Origin of the sequence: Roseateles terrae, assembly GCF_014192155.1 — a bacterium.
Lineage (GTDB): Bacteria > Pseudomonadota > Gammaproteobacteria > Burkholderiales > Burkholderiaceae_C > Roseateles > Roseateles terrae.
In genome coordinates, this window is the sequence record NZ_JACHXO010000006.1 from 280,762 (window position 1) to 295,065 (window position 14,304).

A 14,304-nucleotide genomic window follows, 5' to 3' on the forward strand; every position below is an offset into this window, starting at 1 on the left:
GACCCGGGCGGCCGCCCCGTTGTGAGAAAACACACGCCGCACGACCCTCAAGGCCCCAGCCGAGCCGCGGGGGCCCGCATGTCGGACAATCGCGGGCATGAATTCCAAGAAGCAACGCATCGTCGTCGGACTGTCCGGCGGCGTTGATTCCGCCGTGTCCGCCTGGCTGCTGAAGCAGGCGGGGCACGAGGTCGTCGGCATCTTCATGAAGAACTGGGAAGATGACGACGACAGCGAATACTGCTCGTCCAACATCGACTTCGTGGACGCGGCGGCGGTCGCCGATGTGATCGGCATCGAGATTGAACACGTCAACTTCGCTGCGGAATACAAGGACCGGGTCTTTGCCGAATTCCTGCGCGAGTACCAGGCCGGCCGCACGCCGAATCCGGACGTGTTGTGCAATGCCGAGATCAAGTTCAAGGCCTTCCTGGACCATGCCATGCGTCTGGGCGCCGAGAAGATCGCCACCGGCCACTATGCCCGGGTGCGTGAGCGGGGCGGCGAGGTGCAGCTGCTCAAGGGGCTGGATCCGCTGAAGGACCAGAGCTACTTCCTGCACCGCCTGAATCAGGCGCAGCTGCAGAAGACGGTGTTCCCGGTGGGCGAGCTGCCCAAGACCGAGGTGCGCCGCCTGGCGGAAGAGATAGGCCTGCCCAACGCCAAGAAGAAGGACTCCACCGGCATCTGCTTCATCGGCGAGCGGCCCTTCCGCGAGTTCCTCAACCGCTACCTCTCGCACAAGCCGGGTCCGATCAAGGACGACCGCGGCCGCAAGCTGGGCGAACACGTCGGCCTGTCGTTCTACACCCTGGGCCAGCGCCAGGGCCTGGGCATCGGCGGCATCAAGGAAAAAGGCGCGCCGCGCGGTGGCGGGGACCATGAACCATGGTTCGTCGCCCGCAAGGACCTGGAGACCAACACGCTGGTGGTGGTGCAGGGCCATGACCATCCGATGCTGCAGAGCCACCGCCTGATCGCCAATGATCTGAGCTGGACCGGCACGCCACCAGGCTTTGGCGGGTACGGCGCCAAGACCCGCTACCGGCAGGCCGATGCTGCCTGCGCCCTCACGCCCGGGGACGGTGAAATCCGCCTGGACTTCCCGCAGGCCCAGTGGGCCGTCACGCCGGGCCAGAGCGCCGTGCTGTATGACGGCGAGGTCTGCCTGGGCGGGGGCGTCATCGTCAGCACGCCGCCTTTGGACTGACTGGGATTCCCTTGGACCGACTGCTCGCCCGCATCGCCCAGCCCGCCTTTGTGCTGCGCATCGCCGCCCTGGCGGTGTGCCTGCTGGAGCTGGCCTCGGCCGTCTGGGGCTTGATGGGCCATCCGACAGAGCCCTATGACGGCGTGCTGGCGAGCCTGTACCGCCGCATGGGCGGCGACACCCACGACGCCCCCTTCGTGCTGACCTGCCTCGGGCTGGTGATGGCCTTCGCCTGGCACTTCTGGCGCATTGCACGGCAACGGCACCTGGACCACCCGCCGCGCCATGCCATGCGGCATGTGGTGCTGCTGGACGCACTGGCCTTGCTGGTCACCCCAGGGCTGCCCTTCCTGGTGACGGTACTGGGCGCGCTGATCCTGAACGTGCGGCGCGCCTTCGGTTTTGCGCTGGCGCAGGTGCTGATCAACGTGGTGCTGTACTGGGCCTTTCCGAGCGAAGCCCAGCGGAACGAACAGCTGACCGCCGGCCTGCCCTGGTGGCTGAACAGCCTGGGGCTGGCGATTTCGATGGTGGCCCTGCACGGCATGGCCTTCGGACTGGGCCGGCTCGCCGCGACCGAAGCGGAGCGCCGCCGCTGGTTCCAGGCGATGCTGGCGGAGAAGGACAGCGGCGAGCGCCTGCAGGTGGAGCAGTTGCGCTATGCCGAGCGCCTGAGCATGGCCCGCGAATTGCATGACGTGATGGGGCACCACCTCACCGCGCTCAATCTCCATCTGCAGCTGAGTGATGCGCTGCTCAAGCGCCACGATGAAACCGGCGCCGCCCAGGCCGTGGAGAAGGCCCGTCTGGGCGCTGCCGGCCTGCTGGCGGAAGTGCGGGCGGCGGTGTCGCGGGAGCGCGAGAGCCAGCGGATCAACCTGGAAGCGGCGCTGCGAACGCTGGCCGAAGGGATCGCCAGCACGCAGATCGAGCTGTGCCTGGACCCGGTGGCGCAGGACCTCTCCCCGCGCTGTGCCCACGCGCTGCTGCGCTGCGTTCAGGAATCGGTGACCAATGCGGTGCGCCACGCCGGTGCGACACAGGTGCGGGTCACCCTGATCGAGATCGGCGAAGGCGACGCCATGCAGGTGCGTGTGCAGGTTGACGACAATGGGCGGGGCACACGCAAGCTGCGTGAGGGCAACGGATTGAAGGGCATGCAGGAACGCATGGTCGAGTTGGGCGGCGCCATGCGGGTGCTGCGCCATCACCCCGGGTTCCTGATCGAGCTGGAATGCCCGCGGTTTGCATAATCCATGAGCGCCAGCACTGCGGTCCCCGGGGACCTTGAGGAGATGCGGAGATGAGCGAAGTGATCAAGCTGCTGCTGGTAGAAGACCAGCAGCTGGTACGCGAAGGCCTCAAGGGCCTGCTGGCGCTGCATGAGGACATCCGCCTCGTCGGAGAAGCGTCCGACGGCGCGGAGGCGCTGGAGCTGCTGGCGCGGGAGCAGCCGGATGTGATCCTGTCAGACATGCGCATGCCGCGCCTGGACGGCATCGGGCTGATCCGGGCGCTGGCAGCGCGGGCGCTCAAGATCCCGGTGGTGCTGCTGACGACCTTCGATGATGCGCAGGCCTTCGATGAAGCGGTGCGCGCGGGGGCCCGGGGCTTCCTGCTCAAGGCCATCAGCCCGGACACGCTGGTGCAGGCGCTGCGGGATGTGGTGGACGGTGGCACGGCGCTGCGTCCGCTGCTCACCGAGCGGATGGAACGGGCGCCGGTGGAGCGCGCCTTCAATGCCACACCGGAGCCGGAGCCGCTGAGCCCCAAGGAGCTTCAGGTGCTTCGGCTGGTGGCCAGCGGTCGCAGCAATACCGAGATTGCCGCGCTGCTCGGCAACAGCGAAGGCGTCATCAAGAACCACTGCTCGTCGGTCTTCGCCAAGATGGGCGTGCGGGATCGGACGCAGGCGGTCTTGCGGGCGATTGACCTGGGTTGGATCTAAGCGGGTAGGTGCAGCCGGATCGGCGCGCTGCGGCGCGCGATCGGCTCAGCGCACGTCGGCGGGCTGCCGACCCGGTGCACCGTGGCTGATGGCCGATGGCCGGTTCAGCGGACGGCCGGACCGTCGGTCGGCAGCAGGCCTTCTGGCACGCCGCGCACGGTTGCATTGGCCTGCATGGGTCGCATCAGTTGCGGACGTCCAAGCTCCATCACCCAGTAAGGCTGGGCATTGGCGCTGTCGCGCATGTCGCAGGCCAGGCCCACTTCGGTGAAATCGGCGCCCATCAGGTTCTGGCAATGGCCGGGGCTGTCGAGCCAGAGCTGGAGAACCTCGTCCAGCGAATCGGGCCCGGAAGCGAGGTTTTCACCGGCCAGGCGCAGGGAATATCTCACCGCTTCCAGACGCTGCGGCAGCGTGGCGCCGGAGAGGCTGGTGTGGGTGAGCTGACGGCGGCCGGAGAGTTCGGCGGCGTAACGGCTCGCGGCGTCCAGCAGCGCGGGTTGCCAACGCAGCGGTACGGCCGGAGACATCGCCTGATGGCCGCAGGTGCGACCCTGGGCGCGGATCTCGTTCAGGCGCTTGAGCACCTGGTCGGTGACCAGCGCAACATCGCAGGGTGCGGCGGCGGCTGGCGGCGTCAGAAGGACGGCTGCGCTCAGCGACGCAGCCAGGATGGCGGCTTTCATGCCGGCAGTGTCCTGCGGGCGTTTTCCGGCAGGGGAAAGCGGACGTAACACCGAGGGCACGGTGTGAAGCAGTTCACGGACGGCCGGGTGGGACGCACCGTGCGACGGGTTCAGGGCACGCCGGTGGCGGTCATTGCAGCGAGTGCGACGAACGGAACGCCTGGCGCCAAGGCAGCCCTTCTCAGCCAGCGCCAGCCGGTGCGATTGGGGGCTTTGTCAGCGCGCGGTGTGTCCGCGCCCTCAGCGGGAATGCGGCATCCGGCGCGTGGGCCTGAAGAAGGCGTGGCGACCGACGGCGAAGGCGAGATACAGCGCCAGCAGCGCGGTCAGGCCGAAGGCCTTGGTGGAGACCACCTGGCCGATGGTGGCCAGATGCGGACGGAGCAGGAACAGCACGACGGTGGCGCCGACAAACACGGCCAGGGACACCACAGACGCCAGGAGCAAACGGCGAGACTTCTTCAATTCAATTCAGGACCCCTGCCAGCCCAGGAGGCTGGGCACAAGGCCGCAGTATCGGGACGGCGGACTCTAGCAAAGTTTAGCGGGGCGGCTGTGAGGGATCGCCCGCATGCCCAGGCGTGTCCGGCCGTGCCGCAGTTCCGCCTGCCGGCCGCCGAAAAGCGCACTGATAGACTCGACGACCCTTTTGTCCACGGCTCACGCCCGCGCGATAACGCGTCACAACCAATGGCCAGATCCGTTTCCCAATGCTGAACATCGCCGCCGTCTGCCTCGTTCTTACCGCACTTCTGGCTTATGTGAATCACCGCTTCGTGAGGCTGCCCACGACGATCGGCGTGATGGCGATTTCCCTGGTGTTGTCGATCCTGATCGTGATTCTGGACGTGACGCAGGTCTCGCATGCCCTGCGTCTGTATGAAGAAACGCTGGTGCGCTCCATCGACTTTTCCGATGTGCTGATGCAGGGCATGTTGTCCCTGCTCCTCTTTGCGGGGGCGCTGCATGTGGACCTGAGCGAGCTGCGGGCCCTGCGCTGGCCGGTCGGTCTGCTGGCACTCGGCGGCACGCTGATTTCGACGCTGATGGTCGGCTTCGGCCTCTGGTGGGTGTTGCCGTGGGTCGGCGTCTCGTTGCCGCTGTTGTACTGTCTGCTGTTCGGTGCCCTTATCTCGCCGACGGATCCGATTGCGGTCATGGGGATTCTGAAGTCCGCCCACGCACCGAAGAACCTGGAACTGGTGATCGCGGGCGAATCCCTCTTCAACGATGGTGTCGGCGTCGTGCTGTTCGCATTGCTGCTTGGCATGCTCGCCAGCAGCACCGTGCCGACCACCGCTTCGGCGCTGGCCCTGCTGGGCCGTGAGGCCGGGGGCGGCATTCTCTTCGGGCTGGTCCTGGGCTATGGCACCTACCGGCTTCTGAAAAGCGTCGATGACTATCATGTGGAGGTGCTGCTGACGATCGCCGCGGTCACGGGCGGCTACGCCCTGGCGAGCCACCTGCATGTCTCGGGGCCGCTGGCCATGGTGGTGACCGGGTTGATCATCGGCAATCAGGGCCGGCGCCTTGCGATGAGTGACACCACACGGCGCTATGTCGACATGTTCTGGGAATTGCTCGACGAGATCCTCAACGCCGTGCTGTTCGTCCTGATCGGCATGGAGTTCCTTCTGATCTCTTTGTCGGGTCCGTTGGCCGCTGCCGCTGCAGTGGCCATCGCCGTCACTCTGCTCGCACGGTTGCTGAGCGTCGGCCTGCCTGTGGCGGTGACGGGTCGGCGCTACGGGTTGCCGCCAGGCGCCTGGAAGGTATTGACCTGGGGCGGCCTGCGGGGCGGCATCTCGGTGGCGCTGGCCCTCTCGTTGCCTCCCGGCGAGAGTCGCGACACCGTGTTGTCGCTGACCTATGCGGTGGTCATCTTCTCGATCCTCGTGCAGGGCATGACGATCGGCCGGGTAGTGCGGGCCTCGCGCTGAGAGGAGACGCCGTCATTGGCACGGAGCCTGGTGGGCGATCAGCCGTTCATTCCCCCCGATCTCGCAGCTTCGCACGCGACGCCGACGGCAGCAGCATGAGTTCCGCCTTCCGGCGGGCCAAACTCGGCATTCTGCCGATATGAGGAAGCCGGGTTGCCTTTCAGACTTCGTCGAGCCGCTGGAGCAAGACAGCGACGGAGGGCAATATGAGCATGCAGGCTCGCACGAATCGGCCTGAGCAGACCACGGAGGCTTCATCGCGGGATCATGGCCAACCCGGTCCGTCGGAGCCGCTGCGCCTGCGATCGACGACATGGGCGTCGATCGAAAACTCGCCACGCATGTTTGCCCAGCGTCAACAGATCGCGGCGATCTTTGGCAGTCCTGGCAGGGAGGGCGTGGCTCAATTCATCCAAACGTTCAAGACCGAGCGCGAGGCTATCCATCACTTCGAGGATGAACTCCAGGACGACCTGGACCTTCATTTAGACGAAATTCTGGAACTGCGCTCTCAAGCAAGCCGGAATGGATGGGAAGACCTCGCTGAACGGATCGAACATCAGCTGCAGACCCTGAAGTCTGAGCGCCTGATTCAGCTGAAACTGCGCAACGTCGACTTGCGTGACATCCGCAATCTGGGAGAGATGCTGACGCTACTGGCAGCCGCTCAGCAACACGGGTTTGAAGAGATTGAGGAACTGCTGCTCCCTCATGTGCGACGTCTTGAAGACGCGCGGGATGATGCTGAGATGCAGGACCTGGGACGGGCGGACCCGCCGCCCCTGGATGCACCTGGTGCGGTGATTCCCGACTCCGGCCCGCTGCCGCATCGCGGCCTCCCACAAGATGTCGTGCCGCAATCGTCATCGGCGCAGCCATTGCAGCAGCCATTACAGCAGCCGTCACAGCAGCCGTTGCCTCAGGAAGCTCTCGATGCTCCCATCGCGATGGACGGCCCCGCGGAGGAGGATGTCATTGTGAACGTGCCGGCACAGCGCGACTTGGTGAACCCTGCGTTGGCTGCGCCTCAAGGACGACGCGGCCAACGGCGCCAAAGTTTCCGTCAACGAATCAAGAACAAGTTTCTGCGTGGGAGGCTTGCCGGAGATTTGTCGAACTCCGTTGGAAGCCTAGGAAACTTCTTCAGTCCTGACAACAATGGAAATCCGGTACCTGCGGCCTCTGCATTCGTCGCAATCGGGAGTTTTGGTGTTCTGGCAAACGGTTTGAAACTGTTATACGACGGAGTCAAATACGCGCGTGCGGCGCGGTCGGACGCTGCGAGTCGCGAAGCCCTGAGCATGGTTTTTGGCGGCGCTGAAGGCATACAAAGTGGGGCGGCCGGTGTCCTCGCTGGCATCCTCAATCTGGCCGGCGCCTTTAATGAAGGAACCCTATCAGGGGTTTATTCCACTGCAGCCTGGGCCATCGCTGAAGTCAACAATGTCCTGGCGCAGATTGACGTCATCGTCAAAAAGGCGCGCCAAGGACAGGGCCGCGTTCAAAACTTCAAGCGCCATTGGCGGGCCTACCTCAAGTCATCGCTCTCGATATTCGCCTCGGTCGTCAAAGCCGTTGGCTGCGTGATGTCGCTGTACGTGGCAGTCGAGAAGACCGCAGAAGACGGGCTCGATACAGAGTCCCAGTGGGCCTCGATATTCATGATCACGGGAGCTGGGATCAGCCTCATGCACGCACTGGTCAAGATCGGAATGGTTTACTACGACAGTTGCAACGCCCAGGCAGATGAGCCTGCGGTGGCAGAGAACGCCGAAGAAGGCGTCTAGGGGCCTCTGCAAAACCTGCGCGGTGCAGGTTTCACGTGTCGGATTGTCCAGGCGAAGAGGCTCGCATCGGCCGTGGCAGAGGACACCGGGGGAACATGCGTGAGCGCTTGTACGATGGCGCGACGATGAGCCCATGCACCCCTTGAACCGCCTATGAACGCGCCCCTACCGACTCCCTCGATCAGGCAGCAGCCGCCGCCAGCGAAACGCGGGTTGGAGCCTCCCACCCGGGACGTGATTGCGGCACTTCCGCCCTACCCGCAACTGCCGCTGGACCGGATCCTGGTCGTGCAAAGCGAAGCTGACGAGGCATTCGCGCTCGACAGGATCGCTGAAGCGGGCATCGTCGGATTTGATACGGAGACCAAGCCGGTGTTTCAAGCCGATCAGACGTCTGATGGCCCGCACGTCATCCAGTTGGCCACGATGACGCATGCGTTCATCTTCCAGGTGGGACCCGGCGGCCTGTCTCCGCTGCTGCTCGATTGCCTGGAGTCTCCCCACCTGATCAAGGTGGGATTCGGCCTTCAGTCCGATCGCCGCCCGCTCTTCACAAAGTTCGGCGTCGAGATGCAGAACGTGGTGGATGTGGCGCTGGCCTTCCGGTCGCTGGGCTACAGGCAGATGGTCGGCGCAAAGGCGGCCGTTGCCATCGTCCTGGGTGAGCGGCTGAGGAAATCGAAGAAGACGACCACATCGAACTGGAAGCATCGGTCACTGACGCCGGAGCAGCTGCACTACGCCGCGGATGATGCTCAGGCTGCCTTGGCGGTGTATCTGGCGATGGGGTGCCCAATGCCCGGCCGTGGGTGATCTCAAAGCTGATGGTCATGGCTTCCATCACGCGGGGACGACGCATTCATCGTGATCGCGAGCTTGCCGAGATTCTTGGGGGCAGCCATCTGCGCGAAAGCTTCGTTGGCCTGCGCCAGGTCAAAGTGCCGGGAAGACAGGACGGGGCGCAGCAAGCCGCTTCTGGCCAGCTTGGCAGCCTCCTGCATGATCTCCCCGTGATGGGTCATGCCTTGGCCGGTCAGCAGCGGAAGCAGTGTGAAGACGCCGGAGTAAGTGGCGCCCCGGAAAGAGAGCGGTGCCAGGGAATGCGTGCCCCAGCCGAGTGACGTGACGACATGGCCGGTATAGGTGCGCACGGCTGCAAACGAGGCGTCGATGGTCTTGCCGCCGACCGTGTCATACACAACATCGAAGCCTTCCGCGTGGGTCGCTCGAGCCACATACTGCTCAACCGTCTCCGTCTCGTAATCAATGGGCGTCGCCCCCAGCGTTTCGATCAGATCGCGCTGGGAAGCCGTACCGGTTGCCCAGACCTCTGCACCGAAGGACTTTGCGATCTGAATGGCTACGTGTCCGACGCCACCGGCACCGCCGTGGACCAGCACCTTGTCCCCGGCCTTGACCTTCGCCCGGTCCACCAGGCCTTCCCAGGCGGTGATGAATACCAGGGGCAGAACCGCAGCTTCCTGCCAGGTGAGTTCCTGAGGCTTGACGGCCAGCAGGCGTGCATCGGCGGCGACGTACTCACTCAGTGTGCCGGGATGACCGCCCACGCCACCGACCATGCCAAAGACTTCATCGCCCACATCGAAGGCGGTGACGTCGGGGGCCAGGGCGACGACAACGCCGGCCATGTCCAGGCCGATGGTGGCCGGAAGCGGCTGCCTGGCATGCTCGGCTTGAGCCGCCCGGATCTTGCCATCCAGCGGGTTGATGCCCGCAGCCATGACCCGGATCAGCACCTGGCCGGGTTGAAGCTCGGGAAGCGGGCGCTGAACGATCATCAGGTCGGCACCCGCGCTCGGGGCGATCGCGACCTGCATCGTTGCGGGGAGGGGATAGGAGGCAGCAGTCATGGGAGAACTCCGTGAATGGGTGTGCTCCCAGTGTGCAAACCGCCCCCCCATCTGTCGATGCACAGGCCCGCATGATCGGATTGCAGAAATGAATACCCACGCGCGCCCACTTCGTTCGGGCCTGTGGGTGGATCGCTAGCGCAACTCCTTCACCTTGTCCCACACCAGTTCCAGGAATGCCTTGATGCGCGGAGCCTGCCGGAGGTCTTCGTGATAGCCCAGCCACAACTTTCGGCTCGGCGGCGCTTCTGCCAGCGGCACTTCGCGCAGACCGGTCATGCCAGCAGCCAGAACTTTGGGTAGCACGGCGAGCCCGCCACCTTGTCCGCAGAACGAGGCCTGGGCCTCACGGCTGTTGCTGGTGAAAGTCACTCGCCCGCTGGGAAAACGACCCTTCAGCCAGAGGACATCCGGGGAGTGCTCCAACGCGCCGTTCAAGGTGATCAGGTCGACGGCTGCATCGGGTGGCGGGTAGTCGTCCGGCAGATGGTCGGCACAGTACAGGCGGTACTGCATCTCGCTGAACAGCCGTTGAACGATCCCCGCTTCATTGAAGGGCGTGATTCTGAAGGCGATATCCGCTTCACGCTGCGTCAGGCTGACGGGCCGCGCATCCGTGAGCAACTCGACCTCCACCCCGGGATGGAGTCGCGTGAAGTTCGCGATCCATCGGGACAGCACGCGAGCACCGAACCAGTCCGACGACGCGACCCGGATTTGACCCTTTAGCTCCAGACCTGCGCCGAAGCGCTGACGCTCCATCGCCATGAACTCTTCCTCGATGCGAAAGGCGTGTGGCATCAGCTGCACGCCTTCGTCGGTGAGCGCGAATCCATTCGCAGTCCGCTGGAACACCTTCTGGCCCAGGGATGCCTCGATGGACCTGAGGCGGCGGCTCAACGTGGGTTGGCTGAGACCGGTCAGGCGCGCGGCCCCGGTCAAGGTGCCCGCCCGATGAATCGCCAGCATCAGCCGCAGGTCGTTCCATTCCATGCTATTCATTTTTGCAATTCCAGCATGCGCCGCCATGCATCGGCAAACAAAAAAGGCCCGCAGCCATGGGGCTGCGAGCCTGATGTGGACATCCGAAGGGTCGGTGTCTGGTTAGAACGGAATATCGTCATCCATGTCGTCAAACCCCGTCGCCGGCTTGGCCGCCGGAGCCGGCGCCGGGCGCGGCGCGCTGCGCGGAGCCGGTGCGCGCGGGCTGTCGAAATCGCCTGCGTCACGGCCGCTGCCGCCACCTTCACGACCACCGCCCTCGCGACCGCCGCCACCGGCGCTGCGCTCACGGTTGTAGCCACCGCCACCGCCGCTGCCCATCTCGTCGCCGCCATCACGGCCGCCCAGCAGCTGCATGGTTTCGGCAATGATTTCGGTCGTGTAGTTGTCCTTGCCTTCCTTGTCCTGCCACTTGCGGGTCTTCAGGCGACCTTCCACATAGACCGGACGGCCCTTCTTCAGATACTCACCGGCGATCTCCGCCAGCCGGTCGTAAAACACCACCCGGTGCCATTCGGTTTCTTCCTGGCGCTCGCCGCCTTCACGGCTCTTCCAGTTGCGGGTTGTGGCGATGCTCACATTGCACACCGCGCTGCCGCTGGGGGTGTAGCGCAGTTCAGGGTCACGGCCGAGATTGCCGAGGATGATGACTTTGTTGACCGAGGCCATGGTTGCCGTCCGCTTGCGTATGGTTAAAAAATTGAGGCCGCCGAGCACCCCCGGACCTGCTCCAGGGGCCGCGCGGCGGCGCTGGGCCCAATTATGCCGCCTACCCCCGGTCCTTCATGTGGGCGGAAATTCCGGCCTTCCTGACTCGTTCCGGTCTCTCAACGCCCCGCTTCCGGGGTCAGCGCCGCTGCCGACCGCTGCTGTTTCTGGGCATACATCGCTGCGTCCGCCTGGGTCAGGAGCGTCTCCAGCTCCAGCGGTGCGTCGGCGGACATGGAGGCACTGCCCACACTGAAATCCAGCGCGTATCCCCGCTGCGCCCGCAGGTTCAGGGCATTGAGCTGGGCTCTGAGCCGCTCCATCGCCCGGTCTTTTTCTTCCGTCGCCGTGCCACTGAGCAGCGCCACGAACTCGTCCCCGCCGATACGGGCCACCACGTCCGACGCCCGCAGGCAGTAGCGCAGCAGTCCGGCGAAACTCTTCAGCGCCCAGTCGCCCTCCGCATGGCCATACCGGTCGTTGACGCCTTTGAAGCCGTCCAGATCAAAGAACAGCAGCGTCGCCGGCCAGGCATTGCGCTGGCACAGCGCCACCACATGGCCGGCCTGGGACTCAAAGCCACGCCGGTTCGCCAATCCGGTCAGTTCGTCCACCATGGCCGCGTAAAGGGCCGCGAACTGCTGCTCCACCAGGAAGGCCAGGTCCCGCAGCGTCGCCTTGTCGTCCTCATCAAAGCCCCGCGGCTGGTGGTCGAGCAGGCACAGGGTGCCCAGACGGTGGCCGGATGGCGAACGGACCGGGCAACCGGCGTAGAACCGCACCTGCGGCGGGCCGGTGACCAGGGGGTTGTCCGCAAACCGGGGGTCCCGATGGGCGTCGGGCACCAGAAGGATGTCGTCGGACAGGATGGCATGGCCGCAGAACGACACATCCCGCGTTGTTTCCCGCACGTCCAGCCCCTGTGCCGACTTGAACCATTGCCGGTCCGCATCCACCAGGCTGACCAGTGCGATGGGTAACTGGAAGATCCGCCGGGCCATGCGGGTGATGCGGTCAAAGCGCTCATCCGGCTCGGTGTCCAGAATTTGCAGGACCCGCAGCGTGGCGCGGCGGGCATCTTCATCAGGAGGAATCGGGGGAGCAATCATGAACTACGGTCTCCGTGGGCCCTCCGTGGAGGGGGGCGGGCGTCCTTTGGACGGATTCCGCGCCCTTGCGCAGACCCGGTCCTGCTTTCTCCTGGACAATCGCGGGCTCCATGAGTCCGCCGAAGCATCATCCCGTCCCCATCCACATCCTGCAAGAGGTGTTCGGATACAGCGCGTTCCGCGGCCAGCAGGCCGCGATCGTCGAGCACGTCACCGACGGTGGGGATGCCCTGGTGCTGATGCCCACCGGCGGGGGCAAGAGCCTCTGTTATCAGGTGCCCGCCATTGCCCGGCAACGGGCGGGCCATGGGGTGACGGTGGTGGTGAGCCCGCTCATCGCCCTGATGCACGATCAGGTCGGCGCGCTGGAAGAAGCCGGTGTGCACGCCGCCTTCCTGAACTCCACCCAGTCGCTGGAAGAAGCGCAAGCCATCGAGCGGGAGATGCTGGCCGGACGCCTGTCCCTGCTCTACGCCGCGCCTGAGCGCCTGAACACGCCCCGGTTCCTGGCGCAGCTGACTTCCCTGCACGAGCGGGGCCTGCTGAGCCTGTTTGCGATTGACGAGGCCCACTGCGTGAGCCAGTGGGGCCATGATTTCCGCAGCGAATACCTGTCGCTGAGTCTGCTGCACGAGCGCTTCCCGGACGTTCCCCGCATCGCCCTGACGGCCACCGCGGACGACATCACCCGTGCGGACATCATCGACCGGCTGCAGCTGCATGAGGCACGGGTTTTCATTGACAGCTTCGACCGGCCCAACATCCGCTATCTGATCGTCGAGAAGGACAAGCCGCGGGAGCAGCTGCTGCGCTTCATCCAGGACGACCATGACGGCGAAGCGGGCGTGGTGTATTGCCAGAGCCGCAAGAAGGTGGAAGAAACCGCTGAGTGGCTGCGTGCGGAGGGTATATCCGCCCTGGCCTATCACGCCGGCATGGACAGCGACGTGCGCATGCGCCACCAGGACCGCTTCCTGCGGGAGGACGGCATCGTGATGGTGGCCACCGTCGCCTTCGGCATGGGCATCGACAAGCCGGACGTGCGCTTTGTCGCCCACCTGGACCTGCCCAAGAACATCGAAGGCTACTACCAGGAGACCGGTCGCGCGGGTCGCGACGGGGAAGCTGCCGAAGCCTGGATGGCCTACGGGCTGGCCGATGTGGTGAACCAGCGCCGCATGATCGACGAGAGCCCCTCCACCGAGGAGTTCAAGCAGGTGCAGCGCGGCAAGCTGGATGCGCTGCTGGCCTTGGCCGAAGCGACGGACTGCCGGCGGCAGCGGCTGCTGGCGTACTTCGGGGAAGACAGCGAGCCCTGCGGCAACTGCGACAACTGCCTGAATCCGCCAGCCACCTGGGATGCCACCGAGGCGGCCCGCATGGCCCTCTCCTGCATCTACCGCTTCCGGCAGAACGGCGGGCAGCGCTTCGGTGCCGGGCATCTGATCGACGTGCTGCGGGGCAAGGACACGGAGAAGGTGCGGCAGTATGGTCACCAGCATCTGTCCACCTGGGCCATCGGCGCGCATCTCAGCGAGCAGCAGTGGCGTGCAGTGCTGCGTCAGCTGATCGCGCTGGGGCATGTGGTGACGGAGGGCGAGTTCAGCACCCTGTCACTGAACGAATCCGCGCGAGGGGTGCTCAAGGGCGAGGTGGAATTGCTGCTCCGGCAGCCGACGGCGCCAGCGCGCAAGGGCAAGACCAGCCGCAGCGGCACCGGCAGCCGCCGCACGGCGCTGGCGGATCCGGATCTGGCGCCCGATGCGCAACAGCGCTTCGAATCCCTCAAGGCCTGGCGGGCCGAGGTGGCGCGGGAGCATGGGCTGCCGGCCTATGTGATCTTCCAGAACGTGACCCTGGCCGAGATGGCACGGCAACATCCGCGAACGCTGGATGAGCTGTCCGGCATCAGTGGGGTCGGTGCGAAAAAGCTGGAAGCGTATGGAGAGGATCTGCTTCGGGTGCTGGACGCGCGCTGAGCAGCGATCACGTCCTTCTTGCAACGCCCGGTCCGTCCGGGCGTGGGTCTTTCAGACTGACACA

Annotated in this window: 13 protein-coding genes; 7 read left to right on the forward strand and 6 right to left on the reverse strand. The window is 65.2% G+C overall.

Annotated elements, in window-relative coordinates:
- Positions 1–97 precede the first annotated feature (97 nt).
- From mnmA to FHS28_RS17440, 3 genes are read left to right on the forward strand one after another with little or no spacing between them, the layout of a single operon-like run.
- A complete protein-coding gene (mnmA, locus tag FHS28_RS17430) occupies positions 98–1,210 on the forward strand; it encodes a tRNA 2-thiouridine(34) synthase MnmA (RefSeq protein ID WP_088453308.1) in 1,113 nt (370 codons plus the stop codon).
- Positions 1,211–1,221: 11 nt separating this feature from the next.
- Positions 1,222–2,463, forward strand: a complete 1,242-nt coding sequence (locus FHS28_RS17435; protein WP_088453307.1) for a sensor histidine kinase — start codon at positions 1,222–1,224, stop codon at positions 2,461–2,463.
- Positions 2,464–2,513: 50 nt separating this feature from the next.
- A complete protein-coding gene (locus FHS28_RS17440; RefSeq protein ID WP_088453306.1) occupies positions 2,514–3,158 on the forward strand; it encodes a response regulator in 645 nt (214 codons plus the stop codon).
- Positions 3,159–3,262: 104 nt separating this feature from the next.
- Here FHS28_RS17440 and FHS28_RS17445 read toward each other — a convergent pair whose 3' ends face one another.
- Together FHS28_RS17445 and FHS28_RS17450 are read right to left on the reverse strand one after the other, a co-directional pair.
- On the reverse strand, positions 3,263–3,844 hold the full coding sequence (locus FHS28_RS17445) for a CAP domain-containing protein (RefSeq protein WP_088453305.1): 582 nt from the start codon (positions 3,842–3,844) through the stop codon (positions 3,263–3,265).
- 240 nt (positions 3,845–4,084) lie between these two features.
- Positions 4,085–4,291, reverse strand: coding sequence for a hypothetical protein (locus FHS28_RS17450; RefSeq protein WP_088453304.1), 207 nt, complete (start codon positions 4,289–4,291; stop codon positions 4,085–4,087).
- A 263-nt stretch (positions 4,292–4,554) separates the two neighbouring features.
- Between FHS28_RS17450 and FHS28_RS17455 the strand changes: the two genes are divergently transcribed.
- From FHS28_RS17455 to FHS28_RS17465, 3 genes are all read left to right on the forward strand, one after another.
- The gene (locus tag FHS28_RS17455; RefSeq protein WP_088453303.1) at positions 4,555–5,784 is read left to right on the forward strand and encodes a cation:proton antiporter; all 1,230 of its coding nucleotides are present in this window, start codon (positions 4,555–4,557) and stop codon (positions 5,782–5,784) included.
- A gap of 341 nt (positions 5,785–6,125) precedes the next feature.
- Complete coding sequence (locus FHS28_RS17460) at positions 6,126–7,571, forward strand: hypothetical protein (protein ID WP_184295097.1); 1,446 nt, start codon at positions 6,126–6,128, stop codon at positions 7,569–7,571.
- A 234-nt stretch (positions 7,572–7,805) separates the two neighbouring features.
- The gene (locus FHS28_RS17465; protein WP_184295100.1) at positions 7,806–8,384 is read left to right on the forward strand and encodes a 3'-5' exonuclease; all 579 of its coding nucleotides are present in this window, start codon (positions 7,806–7,808) and stop codon (positions 8,382–8,384) included.
- A 2-nt stretch (positions 8,385–8,386) separates the two neighbouring features.
- Here the strand turns inward: FHS28_RS17465 and FHS28_RS17470 are convergent, their stop codons facing one another.
- From FHS28_RS17470 to FHS28_RS17485, 4 genes are all read right to left on the reverse strand, one after another.
- On the reverse strand, positions 8,387–9,442 hold the full coding sequence (locus FHS28_RS17470) for a zinc-binding dehydrogenase (RefSeq protein WP_088453300.1): 1,056 nt from the start codon (positions 9,440–9,442) through the stop codon (positions 8,387–8,389).
- Between the two features lie 135 nt (positions 9,443–9,577).
- Entirely contained in the window at positions 9,578–10,435 is an 858-nt protein-coding gene (locus tag FHS28_RS17475; protein WP_088453299.1) for a LysR family transcriptional regulator, read from the reverse strand.
- Between the two features lie 111 nt (positions 10,436–10,546).
- Positions 10,547–11,113, reverse strand: coding sequence for a single-stranded DNA-binding protein (gene ssb, locus FHS28_RS17480; RefSeq protein ID WP_088453298.1), 567 nt, complete (start codon positions 11,111–11,113; stop codon positions 10,547–10,549).
- A gap of 158 nt (positions 11,114–11,271) precedes the next feature.
- Positions 11,272–12,261, reverse strand: coding sequence for a sensor domain-containing diguanylate cyclase (locus FHS28_RS17485; RefSeq protein WP_088453297.1), 990 nt, complete (start codon positions 12,259–12,261; stop codon positions 11,272–11,274).
- 110 nt (positions 12,262–12,371) lie between these two features.
- Here FHS28_RS17485 and recQ point away from each other — a divergent pair, with 110 nt between their 5' ends.
- Positions 12,372–14,240, forward strand: coding sequence for a DNA helicase RecQ (gene recQ / locus FHS28_RS17490; RefSeq protein ID WP_088453296.1), 1,869 nt, complete (start codon positions 12,372–12,374; stop codon positions 14,238–14,240).
- Positions 14,241–14,304: the final 64 nt, after the last annotated feature.